A 21,333-nucleotide genomic window follows, 5' to 3' on the forward strand; every position below is an offset into this window, starting at 1 on the left:
GCTGTCAAAAGGGCCTGTGGCCCTTATCGCAGCCTTCGGCAGCGGCTACAAGGTCATGCGTTAAAGCTAAACCAACCCCACCTGCTTCAGCTCACTCTTCAAATACGCATAGTAGATCGGCCCCGCCACCACGCCCGGCAGGCCGAAGGCTGCCTCGAATACCAGCATCGCCAGCAGCAACTCCCACGACTTGGCACTGATTTGCCCGCCGACGATCTTGGCGTTGAGAAAGTATTCCAGCTTGTGGATAACAATCAGGTAACCCAGCGCCCCTATCGCCACCCAGATCGACAGCGACAAACCGACGATGGTGATCAGGGTGTTGGAAATCAGGTTGCCGATCACGGGCAGCAAGCCCAACAAAAAGGTCAGCACGATCAGGGTCTTGGTCAGCGGCAGATGCACCCCCAGCAGCGGCAGGACCACGGCCAGGAATACCGCGGTAAACGCGGTGTTGAGCAGGGCGATCTTGATTTGCGCAAACACGATATTGCGAAAAGCCTGCACCAGCAGGTGCAGACGTTCGAATAGCGCGGCCGACAACGGCTTGCGCCGGCTGATATCGGGGATGCGCTGCAGGGCGATGATCGCGCCCAACACCATGCCGATCAGCAGGGTGACGAACATGTGCGCGGCGTCTTTGCCCACCAATTGCAGATCGCTGAGGTGCTTGTTCATCCATTCGCCGATGGCGATCCGAAACTCGGCGGCACTGGCTGGCAGGTAGCTGTCCAGAAACGGCGGTAACTGCCCACGCGCCCGGTCTACGACCACCATGAACTTGTTCAGGGATGCGCCGGGGTTTTCGGCTTCATGCAGCAAAAAGCTGATGGCTCCGGCAAAGATCAGCGCCAGCACGCTGACGATCAAGGTGCCCAGCAGCGCCACCGCCAGCCAGCGCGCACGACGCCCGGCGATCAGGCGCTGCAACTGCGGGGTAAGCATATTGACCAGCTCGAACACCAACAACCCGGCCAGCAGGCTGGGCAACAAACGCAACGGAAAGACCAATAACAGGCCGCCAGCCATGATGATGTAGCTGGCCAGGACGATGTGACGCTGAGAAAACGATGGCATACAGCCTCAAAACTGACAGCGTAGAAGGACAGGCAGTCTGCCAGCCTTCAGCTGCGAGCACTAGAATTTGTGACTTGCGGACGGGCATACACCCTGTGGGAGCGGGCTTGCTCGCGATCCAGGCGCTGCGATCTGTCAGGTAAACCGCAGTGAGGCCATCGCGAGCAAGCCCGCTCCCACAGTGCCGATCATTTTTTCTTCAGGCAATCACTCATAAAGGCTTTGCGTGCATCGCCCTTGAGGGCCTGGGTGCCAGCGGTGGCATTGCAGGTTTTCATTTTGTCTTGCTGGGTAGCCGGTTTGGCCTTGAGGCAGGTACTCATAAAGGCTTTGCGCTCATCGCCCTTGAGGGTCTTGGCACTGGCGTCGGCGTTGCAGGTGGTCATTTTGTTTTGTTGGGCCGTGGCGGCAAAACCCTGGGAACACAGGAGCAGGCCGATCATCAGCAGAGGAACACGCAGCATCTTCATGGAGTTTTCTCCTTGTTGGCGCGCCATGTGCAGCGCGATCCAGTGAAGTGTAGACAAACTTTGTTACAACACCCGTGCCTGACGCCGGTACTGTTCCGGGGTGCAACCCGCCTGACGCGCAAACATCGCAATAAACGCCGAAGAGGTGCTGTACCCCAGGTCGAAGCCCACGTCCTGCACGCTGCGCCCCGACTCCAGCGCCTCGATCGCGGCCAGAAACCGCAGGCGCTGGCGCCACTCGCCAAAGCTCATGCCCAGCTCCCGTACAAATAGCCGCGCCAGCGTGCGCTCACTGACATGTACCTGTTGCGCCCACTGGCCCAACGGGCGGTTATCACCCGGCGCCTGTTGCAGCGCTTCCAGCACCAGCAGCAGGCCCGGATGGCTGGCATAAGGCAAGAAGCACTGATGCACCGGCGCCTGGCGCAACTGATCGACCAGCACCTGGGCCAGCCTGATATCGGCATCGCTGCGCGGGATATTGATATCGCGGCGGGCAAAGTCGCTGAGGATGGCCTTCAAAATATCGCTGATGGCCAAGGTGACCGGAGTGCTCGGCAAATGCTGGCAGTGCACGGCATCCAGATACACCGAACGGTAAACAATCGCCTGGGCGTTGTAGGCACTGTGCTCGGTGTTGGGCGGCACCCAGACGGCGTATTGCGGTGGCGACATAAAGCGCTGGCCATCGACTTCAAAGCGCATCACCCCGTGGGCCACATAGTCCAGCGAGCCCCAGGAATGGGCGTGGGGCACGGCATGGCTGTGGGCTTCGATCTCAGCATAGCGAAAGTAAACCGGCGCCGGCAGGCCGTCGAACTCGGGGACGTTGATCAGATTCTTGCGCATGCTGTCTGGATTCGGGGTGAGGTTGGCTGGATCGCAGTATAGGCTTGCAGACAGACAGGCGGATAATCGCGGCTCATTAACCCTGTGGTTGTCACCGATGCAATACGCTTACCCGCTACTGGCCATTTTTATCTGGGCCGGCAATACCGTTATCAACAAACTGGCGGTAGGAGCGATCTTCCCGTCCGAGATCGGCTTTTATCGCTGGCTGCTGGCAGGCCTGCTGTTTACGCCCTTTATGCTCAAATCGGTGATAGCCAACTGGTCAGTTATCCGCCCCAACCTGGGCAAGATTTTCATCCTTGGGGTGCTGGGCATGGCGGTGTACCAGAGCCTGGCCTACTACGCCGCAGCGCGTACATCGGCGACCAATATGGGCATTATCCTGTCATTGATGCCACTGATGGTGCTGAGCATGTCGATCATCAGCCTGGGCCAACGCCTGACAGCCGGGGCCCTGGTGGGCGCCATCGTGTCATTTGTCGGGGTGCTGGTGGTGGTCTCCAGCGGTAGCCTGGCGGCCTTGCTCGATCACGGCCTGAACCTGGGCGACGCGATGATGCTGGTCGCGACCCTGGCCTATGCGATTTACAGCACCTTGCTGAAAAAATGGCAGCTGCGCCTGCCACCGCTGCAGATGCTGTATCTGCAAGTGCTGGTGGCGATTGTGGTGTTGTTTCCGCTGTATCTGGCCTCACCGAAAGTCGGGCCAACGGTGCATAACATCGGGCTGGTGCTTTACGCCTGCGTGCTGGCGTCGATGATCGCACCGCTGGCCTGGATGAAAGCCGTGGCCACGCTTGGCCCGAGCCGTACCACGCTGTTTTTCAACCTGCTGCCGCTGATTACTGCGCTGATCGCGGCTGTGGTGCTCAAGGAGCAGTTACATGCCTATCACCTGATTGGCGGGGCGCTGACCCTGGGCGGGGTGATTCTGTCGGAGCGCTGGACTACGCCGTTGCGCAAAACCTGCACGACATAACCCCGTGGGAGCGGGCTTGCTCGCGATGGAGTCAGCGCGGCGCACCTGCCACACCGCAGCGCCTGCATCGCAGGCAAGCCTGCTCCCACAAAAGCAGCCCCAGTTGCCCGCCCCACAAAAGCAGCTGCCACCTATAAGGTCAGGGGCTTTTGATCTACTTCACCGTCTTCGGCACCTTGCCCTGCTGCATTTGTTGCAGTAGCGGTGCGCACTGGTTGGGTTCGCCACCGCTCGGCGCAACCAACGCCAGCAGCCCCGCCGCCGGCCCTGCAATCACACCCAACGCCACCATGCCGGCACCGCGCAACAGCAACGGCACGGCCTGCACCCCCGCTGACGGGTTGGCAAAGGTACCGCGCACATACAGCGGCGAACGCAGCGAAAACAGGCGCAGCCCTTTGGATTCCGGGGTGATTTTCAAGTCCAGCTGCTCGGTGGCCAGGTTGACCGTACCGTCAATGTAGATAATCGCGTTCTCGGTATCGAACACAAACAAGCGGGTACTGGCCAGCCCGCTCTTGATCCCCAGATCTGCCGCCGCACAGTTGATCTTGACGTCTTCGTCGCCAAAGATTTTGCCTACAACGTAGTTGCCTACGTTAAGACCGGCAATTTCCATCAAGCTGCGGCTGATAGCGCCGTCGTTGATGATCATTTTCAGATCACCGTTGGCGGTGCCCAGCAACTTGGCCACCGAATTGCCAGTGCCGGCAAGCGTGGCATCGCCATTGAGTTCGCCGAAACTGGTTTTCATCGGTTCAAAGGTCGGGAACAGTTGCTTGAGCTTGAAGTTGCGCGCGGTCAGCCTGGCGCTGCCTTTCAAGGGCGTGGCACGACCGTTGAGGCGGATTTGCGCGTCCAGCTTGCCGCCCGCCACGCCAAAGCGCAGCGGCTCCAGGCTCAGCTCGCCATCATTGAGCACCACATGGGTGTAGAGGTCGGTAAAGGGCAGTTCGGCGCTTTGCACGATGCGTTTGCCGGTGAGTTCGACGTCGGCGTCCATGTCGCGCCAGCGCTCGGTGCGGAATTCTTCGACCGGCAGCACCTTGCCCGCAGGCTGCTTGCTCTCGCCGCCGCGAGCCTTTTGCTTGGCATTGGAGTCGGCACCGATCAACGGCCCCAGGTCAGCCATCAGCAACTGGTTGGACACCAGCTTGCCGCTCAGCTTGGGCCGTGGCTGGCTGGCCACGTATTTGAGGTCGCCGTGGATATCACTGCTGCCGATCTTGCCGTTGAAGTTTTCATAGCTGAAGGTCGCGCCACTGGCTTCACGCAGTTTGGCGGTCAGATGGCCATCAGTGGAGTACGGCGGCGAATCCGGCAGTGTTACCCCGGTCAACGGATACAGGTTGCTCAGGCTGGTGCCAGCCAGTTTCAGGCGCAGGTCCAGCGCGCCCAGGTTGAGCGGGTCGGTCAAGGTACCAGCCAGCTCGACATGGCTGTCGGCAATGCTGACCTGCGCTTGCAACGGGAAAGGCTGGGTAGCGTCCTGCAATGCCAGCAGGCCGCCAATTTTGCCGCTGCCGTTGAGCTTCTGGCCGTGGTACTGGCCTTTGACCTTGAGGGCGAAGGCATAGTCCTGTGGCTTGCTGCCCTTCTCCTGAGCCTTTTTCGCGTCTGTTTCGCCGACGATCTCGCTGAACGGGATGGGCTTGCCCAATGAATCGATCAGCACGTCCAGTTGGGTTTTCAGGGTCTGGTCATTGAGGGTTACATGGCCCTTGTCGAAACCGATGGCACCGATGTCCACCGTCCAGGCCGAAGGCTCGGCGTTCGGGTCCTTGGGGTCGAAGGTAAAGGTCCAGTTCGCCCGGCCATCGGCCAGGCGCTCAAGGCTGGCGCTGGGTTCGGTCAGGTTGATGCGCGGGATATCCACGGTTTGGCTCAGCAAGGCCAGCGGCGACAGGCGCAGCTCGACCTTTTTCAGGCTGGCCATTTGCGGGGTCTTGGACCACTCGGGATTACCCAGGGTCAGGTCCTGGGCAATCACATGGGGCCACGGCACCCAGGCGCGCCAGCCACCCTCGTCCTCTTCACGCTGCCAGCGCACAGCCAGGTCGCCATTAATGGCAAACGGCCGATGGAGGATCTCGGAGACCTTGCTGTTGATGGTCGGCTTGATGCGGTTCCAGTCGAAGGTAGCGAGGATCACCACCAGCACGGCCACCAGCAGAACGAAAATACCGCCTGCCCAGGCAAGGGTCTTACGGGTGCGCGTCATGTCACGGCTCCTTGAATTCGACTGAACGTCCCAGTTACGACGCCATAAATGTACGACTGGCAAAGACGCCGGAAGGTTTAACCCCGGTACGGCTTTCGTATAAAAAATCTCAAGAGCCTCAGCCTAGAGCCTCCCGAACTGAACAATCAATTCTGTCGATTATCACCATTGGCCGTATGAACTTTGATATCCGGCAGCCAAGCGTAGCATTGCCCTCACCCCTACTTAGTTGCATTGCTACGGAGCACAACCATGAAACGCCCAGTACTTTTCGGTCTTTCCCTTTCACTGATGGCCTTCAACGCCTTCGCCATGCCGGCCGATGAAGAGCCGACCCCAATGGTGCAACCGGCATCGAGCACCCTGAGCCAACCCCTCGACCCGGTTGCCGAAGACGGCGCCCAACGCACCCTGGACCAACAAAACCGCTATGCCGAAGATGGCTACGATCGCACCCCAAGCAGCCAGTTTGTCGCTGAAGGTGGCGCTGATCGCCTGGCCGAGCGCAACAAGCATGCGAGCTAAGCCATTCGTTTGTGTGGGAGCGGGCTTGCTCGCGAAAGCATCCCCGCCGACAACCCGCTAGACCGCGTCGCCTGTATCGCGAGCAAGCCCGCTCCCACATTTGTGCAGTACACCGTTCGACGTCATCAAAGCCGATTTGCTAGAGTGCGCCGCTGTACTTGTCTGGAATACCAGCCCCGATGCTGCCTCGCGCCGAACAGAAACAACAAACCCGCCTTGCGCTGATGGATGCTGCCCGCCACTTGATGGAATCGGGTCGCGGCTTTGGCAGCCTGAGCCTGCGCGAAGTCGCAAAGACCGCTGGCATCGTGCCAACCGGGTTTTATCGCCACTTCAGCGACATGGACCAACTGGGCCTGGCCCTGGTCAGTGAGGTCGGTCAAACCTTTCGCGAAACCATTCGCCTGGTGCGTCACAACGAACTGTTTATGGGCGGTGTGATCAACGCTTCGGTGCGGATCTTTCTCGATGTGGTCGAGGCCAACCGCTCGCAGTTTCTGTTCCTCGCCCGCGAGCAATATGGCGGCTCGCAGCCGGTGCGCCAGGCCATTGGCGCGCTGCGCGAAGACATCACCTCGGATCTGGCGGCCGACCTGGGTTCCAAGCCCAAGTTGCAGCACCTGGACCACGCCGGCCTGACCGTGATTGCCGATCTGGTGGTCAAAAGCGTGTTTGCCGCCCTGCCCGATGTTATCGACCCACCGGCAGAATCCCTGCCCGACCATCTGCAGCCCCAGGCCAAGATCAGCCAGCAACTGCGCTTTATCTTTATCGGGCTCAAGCACTGGAAAGGCCTGGGCAGCACCGAATAAGCGCTGACGCACTTGATTGGTGCGTCACAGCAAGCACTGCGCACTTATTTAGAACATCTTCATCTTTCTGCACCCTTTTTGGGCCTACATTTGCGGCCCCGGCCCGGGTTGGCAAGCCCCTTGCTCTGGCTGGGGTAACGTCAATTGCAGGAAGCCTTCCGATGTTGGTGATTCATCGCAGAGTCCAGCCCCACCCCGTGTGGAGCGCCGAGTTACACCTGAACTTCGAAGCACGGAGCAAAAGCCGCCTGCGCTGTTTCAGCAGCAGCGGCGAAGACGTCGGCCTGTTCCTTGAACGCGGCCAGCCGCCGCTGGTCGATGGCGAGTTTCTGCAGGCCCAGGACGGACGCATCGTGCGCGTCTGCGCCAGCCCCGAACAATTGCTGCACGTCACCTGCAGCAATGCCTTTGAATTGACCCGCGCCGCCTATCACCTGGGCAACCGCCACGTTGCCCTGCAAGTGGGCGATGGCTGGCTGCGCCTGCTCGATGACTACGTGCTCAAGGCCATGCTGGAGCAACTGGGCGCCTGCACCGAAGCCATTGAAGCGCCGTTTCAGCCCGAGCACGGCGCCTATGGCGGCGGTCACCATCACTCTCGTGCCGGCGAAGAAGACTTCAACTACGCGCCGAAGCTGCATCAATTTGGTGTGCGCCTGTGAATCCGGCCTGGGCGCTGTTGCGCCTGGCCAGCCCGCAGTTGCCTATCGGCGGCTACAGCTATTCCCAAGGGCTGGAAATGGCCGTCGACAATGGCCGCGTGGCTGACCCGGCCACTGCAGCGCGCTGGATTCGCGATCAATTGCTGCTCAACCTGGCGCGATTTGAAGCGCCCCTGTTGCTCGCCCACTGCCAGGCTGCGGCGGATCAGGACTGGGGCGCCTTGCAACGTTTGTGTGACGAACATCGCGCCAGCCGTGAAACCCGCGAGCTGCATCAGGAAAGCCGGCAAATGGGCTATTCCCTGCAGCAGTTGCTCACCGGCTTGCCGGAACTGGACGAGCCCGCCCGGCTGTTTCTCGCCCAACAAAGCGAGCCGCATCTGGCGCTGGGCTGGGCATTGGCTGCCCGCGCATGGGCCATCGACCCACAGGACGCACTGGCCGCCTGGCTGTGGAGCTGGCTGGAAAACCAATTGGCAGTGCTGATGAAAACCCTGCCGTTGGGCCAGCAAGCGGCCCAGCGCATGACCAGCGAGTTGTCGCCTGCATTACAGCAGGCCCAGCAACACGCCAGCACTCTCGACTTATCCCACTTGGGCAGTGCCGCTTTCGGCCTGTCTTTGGCGAGCATGGCCCACGAGCGCCAGTACAGCCGCCTGTTTCGTTCCTAGGAGAAAGCAATGAACACACAGCCTCTGCGTGTCGGCATCGGTGGCCCGGTGGGCTCCGGCAAAACGGCGCTGACCCTGGCCCTGTGCCTGGCCCTGCGGGAAAAGTACAACCTGGCCGTCGTCACCAACGATATCTACACCCGTGAAGATGCCGATTTTTTGGTGCGTAACGAGGCGTTGGCACCCGAGCGGATCATCGGCGTCGAAACCGGCGGCTGCCCGCACACGGCGATTCGCGAAGATGCCTCGATCAACCTGGAGGCTGTGGACCAACTGAACCGGCGTTTTCCCGGGCTTGATCTGATTCTGGTGGAATCGGGTGGGGATAACTTGTCGGCTACCTTCAGCCCGGAATTGTCCGACCTGACGATCTATGTGATCGACGTCTCCGCCGGGGACAAGCTGCCGCGCAAGGGCGGCCCGGGGATTTGCAAATCCGACTTGCTGGTGATCAACAAAATCGACCTTGCGCCACTGGTGGGTGCATCGCTGGAACTAATGGACAGCGACACCAAACGCATGCGCGGCGACAAGCCATTTGTGTTCAGCAACCAGAAGACCGGGCATGGCCTGGACACCATCGTGGCGTTTATCGAGCGTCAGGGCTTATTGATTTGACCTGTGGGAGCGGGCTTGCTCGCGAAAGGGGCGACTCGGTTTGTCAGGCAAAACCCGTCGCCCCTTTCGCGAGCAAGCCCGCTCCCACATTCAGAGTTGAGATCATCCCGGGATTGACGGTGTATCATGTGGCGCAAACGCCCCAGCCGTGACGACGCCCACCGATGCCTGATGTAGCCAGCTCCGACTTCCCGCTTGAACTGACCGCCACCTTTGCGGCAGTACAGCAGCATTTTCGCCAGGTCATTGTGCCGCTCTGGCTAGGCCCCGGCTGGAATGCCGAACTGGCGCTGCCCTATGAGGCCTTGAGCCCCGCGCATCAGCCGCTGCCACCCCAGCGCTACCGGGCAATGGCCTGCGCGCGTCAGCTTTACCTGTTTGCCAGCCTGATCGACGACCCGGCGTTCCCCGGCGCCGCCGAGCGCGCCGCTGAACTGTTCCGCTCGCTGCACCAGCACTTTCATGACGCCGAACATGGGGGCTGGTTCTACAGCATCGGCCCCGATGGCGCGCCGCTGGATCAACGTAAAGACCTCTACACCCACGCCTTCATCATCTTTGCCTGCGCCCATTACTGGGCCAAAGTGCGCGAGCCACTGGTGGCCTCGGCGCTCAATGGCGCGCTGGAAGTGGTGGCTGAGCGTTTCAGTGATGGCAACGGCCTGTATGAAGCCAGCCTGGAGCGAGACTGGTCGTCCCTGGGCAGCGGCCCGCTGCAGAACCCATTGATGCACCTTGCCGAGGCCTTTTTGGCCACTCTGTCGGTGCGTGACGATGCGCCGGTGCAGGCGGCCTTGCTGGCATTGGCCGCGGGTATGCAACAGCGTTTTATCGAGCCTGTGCATAACGTCATGCTGGAAAAGCCGCGCGGGGCTGTGGATAACTGGTTTGAGCCGGGCCATCAGTTCGAGTGGTTCTTTTTGCTGGAGTCTTCGCCACTGCTGCGCCAGACCCCATTGCACGGGTCGCTGGAGCGGGCGTTCGGGTTTGCCGAGCAGGTGGGCGTAGACCCGCAGAGCGGCGCGGTGTGCGGCATGCTGGCCCCGGACGGCAGCCTGCGTGATGGCACCCAGCGCATCTGGGCGCAAGCCGAGTACCTGCGCGCCCTGACCTTGCGCCCTGACAGCCAGCCGCGTCTGCTGCGCCAATTACTGGCGCTGCAGCAGCGTTTTTTGCATGCCGGTGGCTGGTATGAATGCCGCGATGGCGCGGGCAAGGTTAGCCGCGAAGATATGCCGTCGACCACGCCTTATCATCTGGCGACGTGCTATAGCGGGTTGGCGCAGTATTTCAGCTGACACAAGCCCCTGTGGCAGCACGCTTGTTGTGGGAGCGGGCTTGCTCGCGATGGTATCAGCGCGGTTCACCTGTAGAGCCGCGGTGCCTGAATCGCGAGCAAGCCCGCTCCCACATCTCAAGGCTGGCTCAGGAGATCCACTTGCGATCCCCGGTGAAGCTGATGGTCAGCCAGCGCGCGCTGTCTGCTGCGCCCAACAGCCCGGAGATTTCTTCGCGCAGTGCATCAAGCGTCTTCACGCTGGTCAGTGGATAACCCGCCGGCAACACAATGTGAATCTCGATAAAACGTGCCCGCCCGTGCTTTTGCACATAGGTTTTGTACCCTTCAAAACCATGCCGCGCCGACATTTCTTCCAGCACATCACGCACCTTGTCATCCAGCGCATCCGGGACAATCCCGAGCACATCACGCAGGGCCGGCTTGAGGATCTTGAACGCCGGGGCCAGCATGCTTAGCGCCAGCAAAATCAGGATCGCCGGGTCCACATACGCTGCCCACTGTGCATAACCCTGATGTTTCAGCACCAGGGCCGTAACGAAACTTATCAACAGCCCCACCGACAGCATCGCGTCAACCAGCCAACTGACGTTGTCGAACTGGATCAGGGTTGATTTGAGCTTGCGATTTTTGCGTTTCACCCAGAAGTAATAGGCAAATTCGACAACGGTAAACACCGCTGCGTAGACGATCACCAGCCCCAGCTCGATATCGCGCCCACCATTGATAATGCCGAACACGCCATTGAGAAAGGCATAGATCGCAATCAACAACAGGAAGCTGCCTTCAATCAGCAACACCATCGGCTCAAGGTGCCAGAAACCAAACTGGAAGCGCTGGTTGCTTTCCTTGGCGATCAACTGGGCCGTGATCAGCATCAGAACTTTGATAAAAGTGGCGATCAAAGAGAAAAACCCATCGAACATGATGGATTCGGAACCCGAAATAAAACCCGTCACGATGCCGGCAATGGCCACCGCGAACATTAGAACAGTCGATTGTTTGAGCAGTTGCTGCTCACCACGGTTACTCACAAAAACTCCTTTTCAGCCCCATTGAAGCGACCCCCTCAGGAGGTCGCAGGTGGGCTGCCAGGCGCAAGTTTACTCTTTGGCGTGACGTTCGATGGCAAAACCGCTCCAGGACTGCGTGACGGGCATCAGTTCAAGACGGTTGATGTTGACGTGAGCCGGGGTGTTGAGCACCCAGAAAATGGTCTCGGCGATGTCTTGCGGCTGGATCGGTTCAGCGCCCTGATAGGTCGCGTCGTAACGCGCCTTGTCGCCGCCGAAGCGCACCATCGAGAACTCGCTCTCGCACAGGCCCGGCTCAATGTTGCTGACGCGCACACCAGTGCCCTGCAAGTCGCAGCGCAGGTTCAGGGAGAACTGTTTTACAAACGCCTTGGTGCCGCCATACACATGACTGCCCGGGTACGGATAGCTGCCGGCGATGGAACCCAGGTTGACGATCCCTGCCCCTCGGCCGTAGGCAATCAGCCGTGGCAACAGCAGACGGGTGGTATAGAGCAGGCCTTTGATATTGGTGTCGACCATGGTTTCCCAGTCGTCGAGGTCGCACTTGGGCGCTGGATCAGTGCCAAGCGCCAGGCCAGCATTGTTGATCAGGCCACGCAGCTTGCTGAACGAAGGCGGCAAACCGGCAATCGCCGCTTCCATCGCGGCACGGTCACGCACGTCCACCACCAGGCCGTGTACTTCGGTCTGCTTGGACAACTCTTCGCACAATGCTTTCAAGCGCTCTTCGCGTCGGCCCGTCAGCACCAGCTTCCAGCCTGCCTGTGCAAACTTGCGCGCACACGCCTCACCAAATCCGGAAGTCGCGCCCGTAATAAACAGGGTGGAAGTCATCATGTTCTCCTTGGCTGGCGGGCATCGGCCGCCGTTGAATTGGACATTGAGCAGAATGCCCGGGCTTAACTTCAGCGGCAACCTGCGGTATTTTAAAAACCAACCTGTACAAAAAACAACCAACTAGCTGCAAGCCATGCAGTATAAGGGCTGGAGCCATATGCGCTCACCTTATCCACAGGCCCGTCCACAGTCTTTGGGGGCAACTCTAAAAAGCGCAAAGCCCCGGGCCACAAGGGATAGAGCACATCTGTAAGAGTTTTTTACTTGACCCGGACACACCCCCCATGCAGGCGCCCCAAAAAGGTGCAACTTTGGGAAACCCGGCAGATAGCCAGAGGCCAGTAATTACGCCGCCTGGGGCATTCTTTCCAGAGTTTAACCACAGACTTATCCACAGGTTGGTCATTGTTTCCAGGCGCTCTTTATAGGCGCACAAACCTGTTGACAAATCAGCGCGGAAGCTCGGCAAAAGCCGCTGGTCGAAAAATAACCACATGGCTGGACACCCTGTAAATAAAGGGCTACAGCCAACTACTCCCACGTTACCCACAGCCACCTCCACAGCAAACGGGGACAAGTCAAAATGATGACAAAACAGGGAATTACAGCGGCTTTATGTCGCGCTTTGGCAGGGTTGGAATATTGTTTTCCACAATTTGCAGGCGGGGGTGTGCGGGGGATGGATTGTCGAACAAAAGGACGGTGATGACTCCATGTGGGAGCGGGCTTGCTCGCGATACTGGCGCCACGGTCATCCATTAACACCGCGTTGATACCATCGCGAGCAAGCCCGCTCCCACAAAAGAGCCGTGGAAGGGGTCGGTCAGTGCCCTCCCAGATACGCATTGCGCACTTCTTCGTTGCTCAGCAGCTCCTTGCCGGTGCCGGTCAGGCGAATTTCACCGTTGACCATCACATAGGCCCGGTCTGACAAGCGCAGGGCGTGGTTGGCGTTCTGCTCCACCAGAAAGATGGTCATACCCGTGCCAGCCAGTTCGCGCAGGGTGGCAAAAATCTGCTTCACCACAATCGGTGCCAGCCCCAGGCTGGGCTCATCCAGCAACAGCAGCTTGGGCCGGCTCATCAGCGCACGGGCAATGGCGAGCATCTGCTGCTCACCGCCTGACATGGTCATGGCCCGCTGATTGCGCCGCTCCAGAAGCCTGGGGAACAACTCGAACATGCGCTGCATGTCTTCATCGGCATGCTTGTCGCCAATGGGAATGGTGCCCATCAGCAGGTTTTCTTCCACTGACATGTCCGGAAACACGCGGCGGCCTTCAGGCGACTGGGCTATGCCGTTAGAGGCGATGTAGTGGGAGGACTTATGAGTAATGTCCACGCCCTGGTAGATGATTTGCCCGCCACTGGCACGGGGCTGGCCAAAAATCGACATCAGCAACGTAGATTTGCCCGCACCGTTGGAGCCAATCAGGCTCACGGTTTCACCCTCTTCGATATGCATCGAGACTTTTTTCAGGGCCTGAATCGGCCCGTAGTGAACATCCAGTTCCTTGAGTTCGAGGATCGTGCCCGTCATATCAGCTCCTCTTCGTCGGCGCCAAGGTAGGCCGCGATCACTTTGGGGTCGTTGCGGATGGCCTCTGGCCCGCCTTCGGCGATCACGTTGCCGTGGTCAAGCACCACGATGTGATCGGAAATACTCATGACCATGCCCATGTCATGCTCGATCAGCACCACGGTAAGGTCGTGCTCGTCACGCAGCAGGCGGATCATGCCGCTCAACGCTTCGGTTTCCTGCGGGTTGAGGCCCGCCGCCGGCTCGTCGAGACAGATGATTTGCGGGCGCGTACACATGGCCCGCGCAATCTCCAGGCGACGCTGTTGGCCGTAGGACAATTCACCAGCCAGACGATTGGCACAGTCCACCAGATCGACCACCTCCAGCCAGTAGAAGGCATGGTCCAGCGCATCGCTTTCAGCCTTGCGATAGCCCTTGGTATTGAGGATGCCAGCGAGCATGTTGCGGTTGACCCACATATGCTGGGCCACCAGCAGGTTTTCCAGTACCGACATCTCCTTGAACAGGCGGATGTTCTGGAACGTGCGCGCCAGCCCCGAGCGGTTGACCAGGTGGGTGCCGCCGAACATCTTGTAATACAGCCGGCTGGCGAATGCCTTGGGCGATACGAAATCGGTCAGCTTGAACGGCTCGCCCAGCAGCTTGATCACGTTGGTGCGCGTGCCCCGGGCATTGAGTTCGATCTTGCCGCCACTGGCCTTGTAAAAGCCGGTCAGGCAGTTGAACACGGTAGTTTTGCCAGCGCCGTTGGGGCCGATCAGGGCAAAGATCGAGTTACGCTTGACCTTGAGGCTGACATCGCTCAGGGCCTTGATCCCGCCAAAGTGCATCATCAGCTTGTCGACCGAGAGCACCACGTCGTCTTTTGACAAATCGTTCATGGCGCAACCCCCTTGCGTGGTGTAACCCCGACACGACTGATACGGATCAGGCCTCGCGGTCGCCAGATCATCATCAACACCATCAACACACCAAACAGCAGCACCCGGTACTCGGCAAAGCTGCGCAGCAGTTCCGGGGCCACGGTCAGCACGAACGCGGCAATCACCACGCCCACTGTCGAGCCCATACCGCCGAGCACCACAATGGCAAGGATCAAGGCCGACTCGAAGAAGGTAAACGAAGACGGGTTCACAAAGCCCTGATAACTGGCAAAGAACACCCCGGCCAGACCTGCAGTGGAAGCACCGATGGTGAACGCAGATAGCTTGACCAGAACGTGATTGAGCCCCATTGAGCGACAGGCGATTTCATCTTCGCGCAGCGCTTCCCAGGCACGCCCGATCGGCATGCGGGTCAGGCGGTGCTTGATGTACAGCACCAGCAGCACCACCAGGAACAGCACGATGTAGATAAACAGGAATTTGATATTGGGGTTGTAGTCCAGCCCGAAGAACTGGTGGAACGGCACCCCGCCCTCTTTGGCAACGCGGCCAAATTCCAGCCCGAAAAACGTCGGTGAAGGCACCGGCATGCCGTTGGGCCCACCGGTAAACGACAGCCAGTTATTGAGGATCAGACGAATGATTTCACCAAAGCCCAGGGTCACGATGGCCAGGTAATCCCCATGCATTCGCAATACCGGAAACCCGAGAATGCACCCCGCCATCGCCGCCGCAATGGCCGCCAGCGGCAGCACCGACCAGAAGCCCAGTCCCAGGTACTGATAACCCAGCGCCAGGCCATAAGCACCAATGGCGTAGAAGGCCACGTACCCCAGATCAAGCAAGCCCGCCAACCCGACCACGATGTTCAGCCCAAGGCCGAGCAGCACGTAGATCAGGCCGAGGATGACCACGGTCAGGATGTACTTGTTGGCAAAAAACGGGAACACAATGGCAATCACGATCAGCAGTGGCACAATCCAGCGCAGCCGCGATTTGTAATCGGGTGGCAGCACGTGCACACCAGAACCGCTGGACTCAAAGCTCTGAAGGATCCTCAAACCTTTGGACGTTTGCAGAAACAGGCTCAAGACAAACCGCCCCACCATCACAATCGCCACCAGCCAGCCAACACGCGCTGGCTGCAGGTTAAAGCTATAGCCGTCGAGCACAACCCCCACGATCGGCCCGAACACAATCAATGAAATCAACCCGGCCAGGATCGAATCGACCACGCTTTTTTTGATATCAATCGGTTTATTAATGGCTGCAGACATACTTACACCTTCGCCACGAGAGGACGACCCAGCAGGCCTTGGGGACGGAAAATCAGAATCAGCACCAGCAGTGAGAAACTGAACACGTCCTTGTAATCCGAGTTAACCAACCCGGCAAAAAGTGACTCGGAAATACCCAGGATGATCCCGCCGAGCATGGCGCCAGGCAATGATCCAATCCCGCCGAGCACGGCAGCGGTGAACGCCTTGATGCCGATAATGAAGCCGGCATAAAAGTCGAACGTGCCGTAATTCATGGTGATCAGCACACCGGCCAGCGCGGCCATGGCAGCACCTATCACAAACACGTAGGAAATCACCCGGTCGGTGTTAATCCCCAGGATCGAGGCCATCTTGCGGTCTTGCTGGGTGGCGCGGCACATACGGCCCAGCTTGGTGTACTTGATGATGTAGGTCAGCAGGCCCATCCCCACAAAGGCCGCGATCAGAATGAAGACTTTGGTGTAGGTGAGTTGCACAAAACCGGTGCCAAAATCCACGCGCCAGGAACCGCTCAGCAGGGTTGGAACCCCTTGTTGGCGTGAGCCCTGGGCAATTTGCACGTAGTTTTGCAGGATCAGGGAAATACCGATGGCGCTGATCAGCGGCGCCAGCCGTGTGGAGTTTCGCAAAGGTTTGTAAGCCACGCGCTCGATGACCCAGCCATACACGCCAGTCACCACAACGGTGAAAATCAAGGTACCCAACATCAGTAGCGGGAAGGATTCAATACCGAAGTATGCCAACAGAGCCAGACTGATCGCCGCGAGGTAAGCAGAGATCATGTACACCTCGCCGTGGGCGAAGTTGATCATGCCGATGATGCCGTAGACCATTGTGTAGCCGATGGCGATCAGGCCGTACACAGACCCAAGGGTCAGGCCGTTCAGCAGTTGCTGTAGGAAAATACCATCCATAACGCAATCTCACGCACTGGAGCCTTTGCGCAGACGCAAGCCATCCACGCCGTCAGAGGACAGCTTGGATGGCAGGGTGTGTGCGGCTCCTGGAAAAGAAGACAGGTGATGCAGATACATTCCCACCTGATGCCCGCCGAAGCTGACATCAGGTGAGTGATTCATCTCACTTCTGTTTTTCCAGCTGGTGATATTTGCCGTCTTTGTCCCACTGATAAACCACGTAATCAGAGACTTTCAGGTCGCCTTTACCGTCCCAGTTTTTTTCACCCATTACGGTTTTAACCGGGTTGGCCTTGAGCCACTTGGCGGCGTCTTCGCCTTTGTTGGATTTGGCGCCATTGAAAGCGTCAGCCAGGGCCTGGATCGAAGCGTAGGCATACAGGGTGTAGCCTTCAGGCTCGGTGCCCGCTTTGCGGAACTCTTCAACTACCGCCTTGCTGTCCGGTAGCAGGCGCGGGTCGGCGCCAAAGGTCATGTACACGCCATCGACATACTGCGGGCCACCGGCAGTGGCCACCAGTTCGTCGGTTACGATGCCATCGTCCGACATGAATTTCACATCCTTGAGACCCGCTTCACGCAGTTGGCGGACCAGAGGACCGGCCTCTGGGTGCAGACCGCCGAAGTACACGACATCGGCACCGGCGCCGCGGATTTTTGTAACCAGCGCGCTGAAGTCTTTTTCACCCCGAGTCAGGCCTTCTTCCAGGATGGGTTTCACGCCGCGCTTGGTCAGTTGTGCACTGGTGGCATCGGCCAGACCTTTACCGTAGGTGTCCTTATCGTTGATGACCGCTACTTTCTTGCCCTTGAGCACGTCGACAATGTAGTCGCCTGCAACGATGCCTTGCTGGTCATCTCGTCCGCACATACGGAACACCGCATCCAGCCCGCGCTCAGTGACCTGCGGGTTGGTCGAGCCCGGCGTAATCATGATCACACCCGCATCGGCATACACCTCGGAGGCAGGAATCGTATTCGAGGAGCAGAAGTGACCGACCACACCGATTACTTTGTCCTGATCGACCAAGCGGTTGGCCACGGCTACGGCCTGCTTGGGTTCGCAGGCATCGTCGCCAGCAACCAGCTTGATCTTCTCGCCGTTGATCCCGCCCGCCTTGTTGATTGCATCCGCAGCCGCCTGCGCCCCCTTCATGTACTGCTCGCCAAATGCCGCGTTGGCACCCGTCATCGGGCCCGCTACACCGATTTTCAGATCAGCCTGAACAAACGTAGAAACGCCCAACGCAGTTGCCACGGCGAGGGCCAGAAAACCTTTCTTGTAGAACGTCTGCGACATGAGGTGGTGCTCCTGAGGTTTTGTTAGATGGCACTTCGACTTCACCTAAAGCGCTGAGCAAGCCGCGTGCCATTGGCTTTTTATTCTTAAAAAAGTCGTTCTATTGTTGTTTTATCGACTGTTTCGAGCCCATTTTCATTGGGCGTGCAACCGTCTAAACCGAGGAAGGTAAAACCGTTTATTTTTTGCTGGCGCCACCGACTGCAACAAGGGTTGCAACCGGGTTGCCCTGCACCGTGCAACCATCCTGTAACCGGCTGCGTCACCGAACTGCACACTCTCGGTGCGTGACTGCTACAGGCCGCACCACTAAAGGCTAGCCGCTGCGTGGCCAAACGCAGCGCTGCTTGAGAAAAAACCGCGTCAGATCACAATTCTTAAACATTGACCGGCGTGATACAGCGAAAACCCCGCTTCGTATAAACAGCTGCGCAACCCTGTGCCAGACAGCGGCCGCATCGGTGCAAAAGGAATCGGCAGGGCCTTGGCATCACCACTGCACAAATAATCGGCAAAGGCCTTGCCCACTACGCTGCCCGTGGTCACGCCGCGGCCGTTATAACCGGTGACTGCCACCAAACCGGGCGCTGGTTCGAATAAACGCATCAGGTGGTCGGGGGTAAACGCGATGCAACCGGTCCAGGTGCATTCCCACTCCACGCCCTTGAGGTAGGGAAAGTAGTGCTGTTGCACGCGGTCGGCCCAGGCCTTGAGAAACCACGCAGGCTTTTGATTGCCGTTGCCCAGGCTGCCAAGCAATAAACGGCCGTCGGCATCGCGACGGATACTGCTCAATACCTGGCGGGTATCCCACGAGCCCTGGCCGCCGGGCAGGATCCGCGCAGCGCTGGCATCGGTCAGAGGTTTGGACGCGACCTGATAGTAGTAACCGGGGAAAAAGTTACGTCGCAAGTCAGTCCATTCGCCTTCGGTGTAGGCATTGGACGCCAGCACCACCTGCTCGGCACTGACCGCGCCGTGGGCGGTTTGCACTGACCAGCGTGGGCCCTGGCGCTCAAGCCCGGTCACCGGGGAATGGTCAAATAACTGCCCGCCCAGATCACTGGCAGCCCTGGCCAGCCCCGAGGTATAGGCCATCGGGTTGAGGGTGCCGGCGCGACGGTCGAGCAAGGCCGCGGCGATTTTTGTAGTGCCGGTGGCGGCTTCGCAAGCAGCGCCGGTGAGCAGCTCCACAGGTGCTCCACGGCGCTTCCATTGGGCTTCACGACTGCGCAGATCGGCTTCGCCACGCGCGTTGTGGGCCATGTGCAGGGTGCCTTCGCGACGCAACTGGCAGTCGATGCGGTATTTGTCGATCAGGCTGAATACCAGGGCCGGGGCGGCGCCGAGCATGCGATTGAGCTGGCTGCCGACCGCCTCGCCGAAACCGGCTTCAATGTCGTCGGGCGGTATCCACATCCCGGCATTGACCAATCCTACGTTACGCCCGGAGCCACCATGCCCGGTGCGGTGGGCTTCGAGCACGCAGACGCTTTTGCCCTGTTCGAGCAAATGGATAGCCGCAGACAAACCGGTGATGCCGGCACCGATCACACACACGTCAACGCTCAATTCGCCTTTGAAGGTTGGCGCTTGGGGGCGTTGAGGGGTAAGGGTTTCCCACAGACATTGTTCTTGTAAAGGCATTGCCAAGCTCCAGAAATGAAACCCAACCAGAATCAAAAGCCCCTCACCCTAGCCCTCTCCCGGAGGGAGAGGGGACTGATTTGTGGCGTTACACAGAACTGCTTTTGCCTTTAGCTCCCTCTCCCCCTGGGAGAGGGTTGGGGTGAGGGGGGCATTGCCTCAATCGAACGTAATCCCCTGCGCCAGCGGCAATTCCAGCGAGTAATTGACGGTATTGGTCTGACGGCGCATATAGCCGCGCCACGCATCCGAGCCCGACTCGCGGCCACCGCCCGTTTCCTTCTCACCACCAAATGCACCGCCGATTTCCGCACCGCTGGGGCCGATATTGACGTTGGCAATGCCACAGTCACTGCCGGTGGCAGACATAAATTGCTCGGCCTCGCGCACATCGGTGGTGAAGATGCACGACGACAGGCCCTGGGGCACGGCGTTGTTCAGGCGCAAGGCCTCGGCAAAGTCGCTGTAGCCAACCACATATAAAATCGGCGCGAAGGTCTCGCTGCACACCACGTCGCTCTGCTCGGGCATCTCAACAATGGCCGGGGCCACGTAGTAAGCGCCGGGGTACTGGCCGGCCAATTGGCGCTCGCCACCAAACACCCGCCCGCCTTCGCTCAGGGCCTGCTCCAGTGCATCGCGCATATTTTCAAAGCTGTTCCTGTCAATCAGCGGCCCCACCAGATTGCCTTCCAGCGGATGGCCAATGCGCACTTTGGAATAAGCCGCCTTGAGCCGGGTGACGATTTCTTCTTTCACCGACTCATGGGCAATCAGGCGGCGCAGGCTGGTGCAGCGCTGGCCGGCAGTACCCACGGCACTGAACAGGATGGCGCGCACGGCCATGTCCATATCGGCGCTCGGGGCGAGGATCATCGCATTGTTGCCGCCCAGCTCCAGAATGCTGCGGGCAAAACGCGCGGCGATTTTGGGCGCCACTTCGCGGCCCATGCGCGTGCTGCCGGTGGCGCTGACCAGCGCGACACGCGGGTCATCCACCAGCGCTTCGCCCGCTTCACGACCACCAATCACCACTTGGGCCAGGTACTGGGGCGCGTCGGCAAATGATTTCAGCACCCGATCAAACAAGGCCTGGCATGCCAGGGCGGTCAGCGGGGTTTTTTCGGACGGCTTCCAGATCACTGCGTTGCCGCACACCAGCGCCAGGGCGGTGTTCCATGCCCAGACCGCTACCGGGAAGTTAAAGGCACTGATCACGCCCACCACCCCCAGCGGGTGCCAGGTTTCCCGCATATGGTGACCCGGACGCTCCGAGGCGATGGTCAAGCCGTAAAGCTGACGCGACAGACCGACGGCAAAGTCGCAAATGTCGATCATCTCCTGCACTTCGCCCAGCCCTTCCTGGGTGATCTTGCCCGCCTCCCAGGACACCAGTTCGCCCAGGTCGGCCTTGTACTCGCGCAGCAAATCGCCGAACTGGCGCACCAGCTCGCCACGGCGCGGGGCCGGCACCTTGCGCCAGGCTTCAAAGGCGTGCTCGGCGCGGGTCACATGCTGCTCGGTCTCGGCGGCGCCTTCCCAGTGCACGGCGCCAATCTGGCTGCCGTCAATCGGCGTGTACACCGGCTGATTGCCCTGCTGGTACAGAGCGGGGTTCACACCTAGACGATCCAGTAATGCAGCCACCATTGAAGGCACTCCTTGAGCTTTAAAAAATGATTCACAGACCTTTAGTTGTAGCTG

At 59.5% G+C, this 21,333-nt stretch carries 21 protein-coding genes; 7 read left to right on the forward strand and 14 right to left on the reverse strand.

The window, feature by feature from the left end; translation table 11 throughout:
- Positions 1-66: 66 nt before the first annotated feature.
- The 3 genes from BLU25_RS12145 to BLU25_RS12155 form a co-directional block, all read right to left on the reverse strand.
- Entirely contained in the window at positions 67-1,077 is a 1,011-nt protein-coding gene (locus BLU25_RS12145) for an AI-2E family transporter (RefSeq protein ID WP_016783346.1), read from the reverse strand.
- Positions 1,078-1,265: 188 nt separating this feature from the next.
- Positions 1,266-1,547, reverse strand: a complete 282-nt coding sequence (locus BLU25_RS12150; protein WP_016783345.1) for a PsiF family protein — start codon at positions 1,545-1,547, stop codon at positions 1,266-1,268.
- Positions 1,548-1,610: 63 nt separating this feature from the next.
- Positions 1,611-2,396, reverse strand: a complete 786-nt coding sequence (locus tag BLU25_RS12155) for an AraC family transcriptional regulator (RefSeq protein WP_016783344.1) — start codon at positions 2,394-2,396, stop codon at positions 1,611-1,613.
- Between the two features lie 97 nt (positions 2,397-2,493).
- On the opposite strand from BLU25_RS12155, the gene BLU25_RS12160 reads away from it, so the two are divergent.
- Positions 2,494-3,378: a DMT family transporter gene (locus BLU25_RS12160; protein ID WP_016783343.1), complete on the forward strand. Its 885-nt coding sequence runs from the start codon at positions 2,494-2,496 to the stop codon at positions 3,376-3,378.
- Positions 3,379-3,532: 154 nt separating this feature from the next.
- Here the strand turns inward: BLU25_RS12160 and BLU25_RS12165 are convergent, their stop codons facing one another.
- Complete coding sequence (locus BLU25_RS12165; RefSeq protein WP_016783342.1) at positions 3,533-5,599, reverse strand: AsmA family protein; 2,067 nt, start codon at positions 5,597-5,599, stop codon at positions 3,533-3,535.
- A gap of 252 nt (positions 5,600-5,851) precedes the next feature.
- Here BLU25_RS12165 and BLU25_RS12170 point away from each other — a divergent pair, with 252 nt between their 5' ends.
- The 6 genes from BLU25_RS12170 to BLU25_RS12195 all read left to right on the forward strand — a co-directional run bounded on the left by BLU25_RS12170 (position 5,852) and on the right by BLU25_RS12195 (position 10,185).
- On the forward strand, positions 5,852-6,124 hold the full coding sequence (locus BLU25_RS12170; RefSeq protein ID WP_016783341.1) for a hypothetical protein: 273 nt from the start codon (positions 5,852-5,854) through the stop codon (positions 6,122-6,124).
- Between the two features lie 179 nt (positions 6,125-6,303).
- Entirely contained in the window at positions 6,304-6,936 is a 633-nt protein-coding gene (locus BLU25_RS12175) for a TetR family transcriptional regulator (RefSeq protein ID WP_016783340.1), read from the forward strand.
- A gap of 161 nt (positions 6,937-7,097) precedes the next feature.
- Positions 7,098-7,598 (forward strand): urease accessory protein UreE, encoded by a 501-nt coding sequence (ureE, locus tag BLU25_RS12180; RefSeq protein WP_016783339.1) that lies wholly within the window; start codon positions 7,098-7,100, stop codon positions 7,596-7,598.
- Positions 7,595-8,269: an urease accessory protein UreF gene (locus BLU25_RS12185; protein WP_016783338.1), complete on the forward strand. Its 675-nt coding sequence runs from the start codon at positions 7,595-7,597 to the stop codon at positions 8,267-8,269. Before ureE ends, BLU25_RS12185 begins: the two co-directional genes overlap by 4 nt.
- A 9-nt stretch (positions 8,270-8,278) precedes the next feature.
- Positions 8,279-8,887 (forward strand): urease accessory protein UreG, encoded by a 609-nt coding sequence (gene ureG, locus BLU25_RS12190; protein ID WP_016783337.1) that lies wholly within the window; start codon positions 8,279-8,281, stop codon positions 8,885-8,887.
- Between the two features lie 164 nt (positions 8,888-9,051).
- Positions 9,052-10,185: an AGE family epimerase/isomerase gene (locus tag BLU25_RS12195; protein WP_016783336.1), complete on the forward strand. Its 1,134-nt coding sequence runs from the start codon at positions 9,052-9,054 to the stop codon at positions 10,183-10,185.
- Positions 10,186-10,312: 127 nt separating this feature from the next.
- Here BLU25_RS12195 and BLU25_RS12200 read toward each other — a convergent pair whose 3' ends face one another.
- The 10 genes from BLU25_RS12200 to amaB all read right to left on the reverse strand — a co-directional run bounded on the left by BLU25_RS12200 (position 10,313) and on the right by amaB (position 21,279).
- Positions 10,313-11,218 carry a cation diffusion facilitator family transporter gene (locus BLU25_RS12200; protein ID WP_016783335.1) on the reverse strand — a complete coding sequence of 302 codons (906 nt, stop codon included), beginning with the start codon at positions 11,216-11,218 and terminating at the stop codon, positions 10,313-10,315.
- Between the two features lie 69 nt (positions 11,219-11,287).
- On the reverse strand, positions 11,288-12,055 hold the full coding sequence (locus BLU25_RS12205) for an SDR family oxidoreductase (RefSeq protein ID WP_016783334.1): 768 nt from the start codon (positions 12,053-12,055) through the stop codon (positions 11,288-11,290).
- 826 nt (positions 12,056-12,881) lie between these two features.
- Positions 12,882-13,598 (reverse strand): ABC transporter ATP-binding protein, encoded by a 717-nt coding sequence (locus BLU25_RS12215; RefSeq protein WP_016783333.1) that lies wholly within the window; start codon positions 13,596-13,598, stop codon positions 12,882-12,884.
- Complete coding sequence (locus BLU25_RS12220; protein WP_016783332.1) at positions 13,595-14,482, reverse strand: ABC transporter ATP-binding protein; 888 nt, start codon at positions 14,480-14,482, stop codon at positions 13,595-13,597. Before BLU25_RS12220 ends, BLU25_RS12215 begins: the two co-directional genes overlap by 4 nt.
- A complete protein-coding gene (livM, locus tag BLU25_RS12225) occupies positions 14,479-15,762 on the reverse strand; it encodes a high-affinity branched-chain amino acid ABC transporter permease LivM (protein ID WP_016783331.1) in 1,284 nt (427 codons plus the stop codon). The genes BLU25_RS12220 and livM overlap by 4 nt, the downstream gene beginning before the upstream one ends.
- Positions 15,763-15,764: 2 nt before the next feature.
- Complete coding sequence (locus BLU25_RS12230; RefSeq protein ID WP_016783330.1) at positions 15,765-16,679, reverse strand: ABC transporter permease subunit; 915 nt, start codon at positions 16,677-16,679, stop codon at positions 15,765-15,767.
- 9 nt (positions 16,680-16,688) lie between these two features.
- Entirely contained in the window at positions 16,689-16,844 is a 156-nt protein-coding gene (locus BLU25_RS23425) for a hypothetical protein (protein ID WP_156883333.1), read from the reverse strand.
- Position 16,845: 1 nt separating this feature from the next.
- Positions 16,846-17,982 (reverse strand): branched-chain amino acid ABC transporter substrate-binding protein, encoded by a 1,137-nt coding sequence (locus tag BLU25_RS12235; protein WP_016783329.1) that lies wholly within the window; start codon positions 17,980-17,982, stop codon positions 16,846-16,848.
- 363 nt (positions 17,983-18,345) lie between these two features.
- Positions 18,346-19,629 (reverse strand): L-pipecolate oxidase, encoded by a 1,284-nt coding sequence (gene amaA / locus BLU25_RS12240; protein WP_016783328.1) that lies wholly within the window; start codon positions 19,627-19,629, stop codon positions 18,346-18,348.
- 159 nt (positions 19,630-19,788) lie between these two features.
- A complete protein-coding gene (gene amaB, locus BLU25_RS12245) occupies positions 19,789-21,279 on the reverse strand; it encodes an L-piperidine-6-carboxylate dehydrogenase (RefSeq protein WP_016783327.1) in 1,491 nt (496 codons plus the stop codon).
- Positions 21,280-21,333 lie beyond the last annotated feature (54 nt).

Origin of the sequence: Pseudomonas fragi, from assembly GCF_900105835.1 — a bacterium.
GTDB classification, from domain to species: domain Bacteria; phylum Pseudomonadota; class Gammaproteobacteria; order Pseudomonadales; family Pseudomonadaceae; genus Aquipseudomonas; species Aquipseudomonas fragi.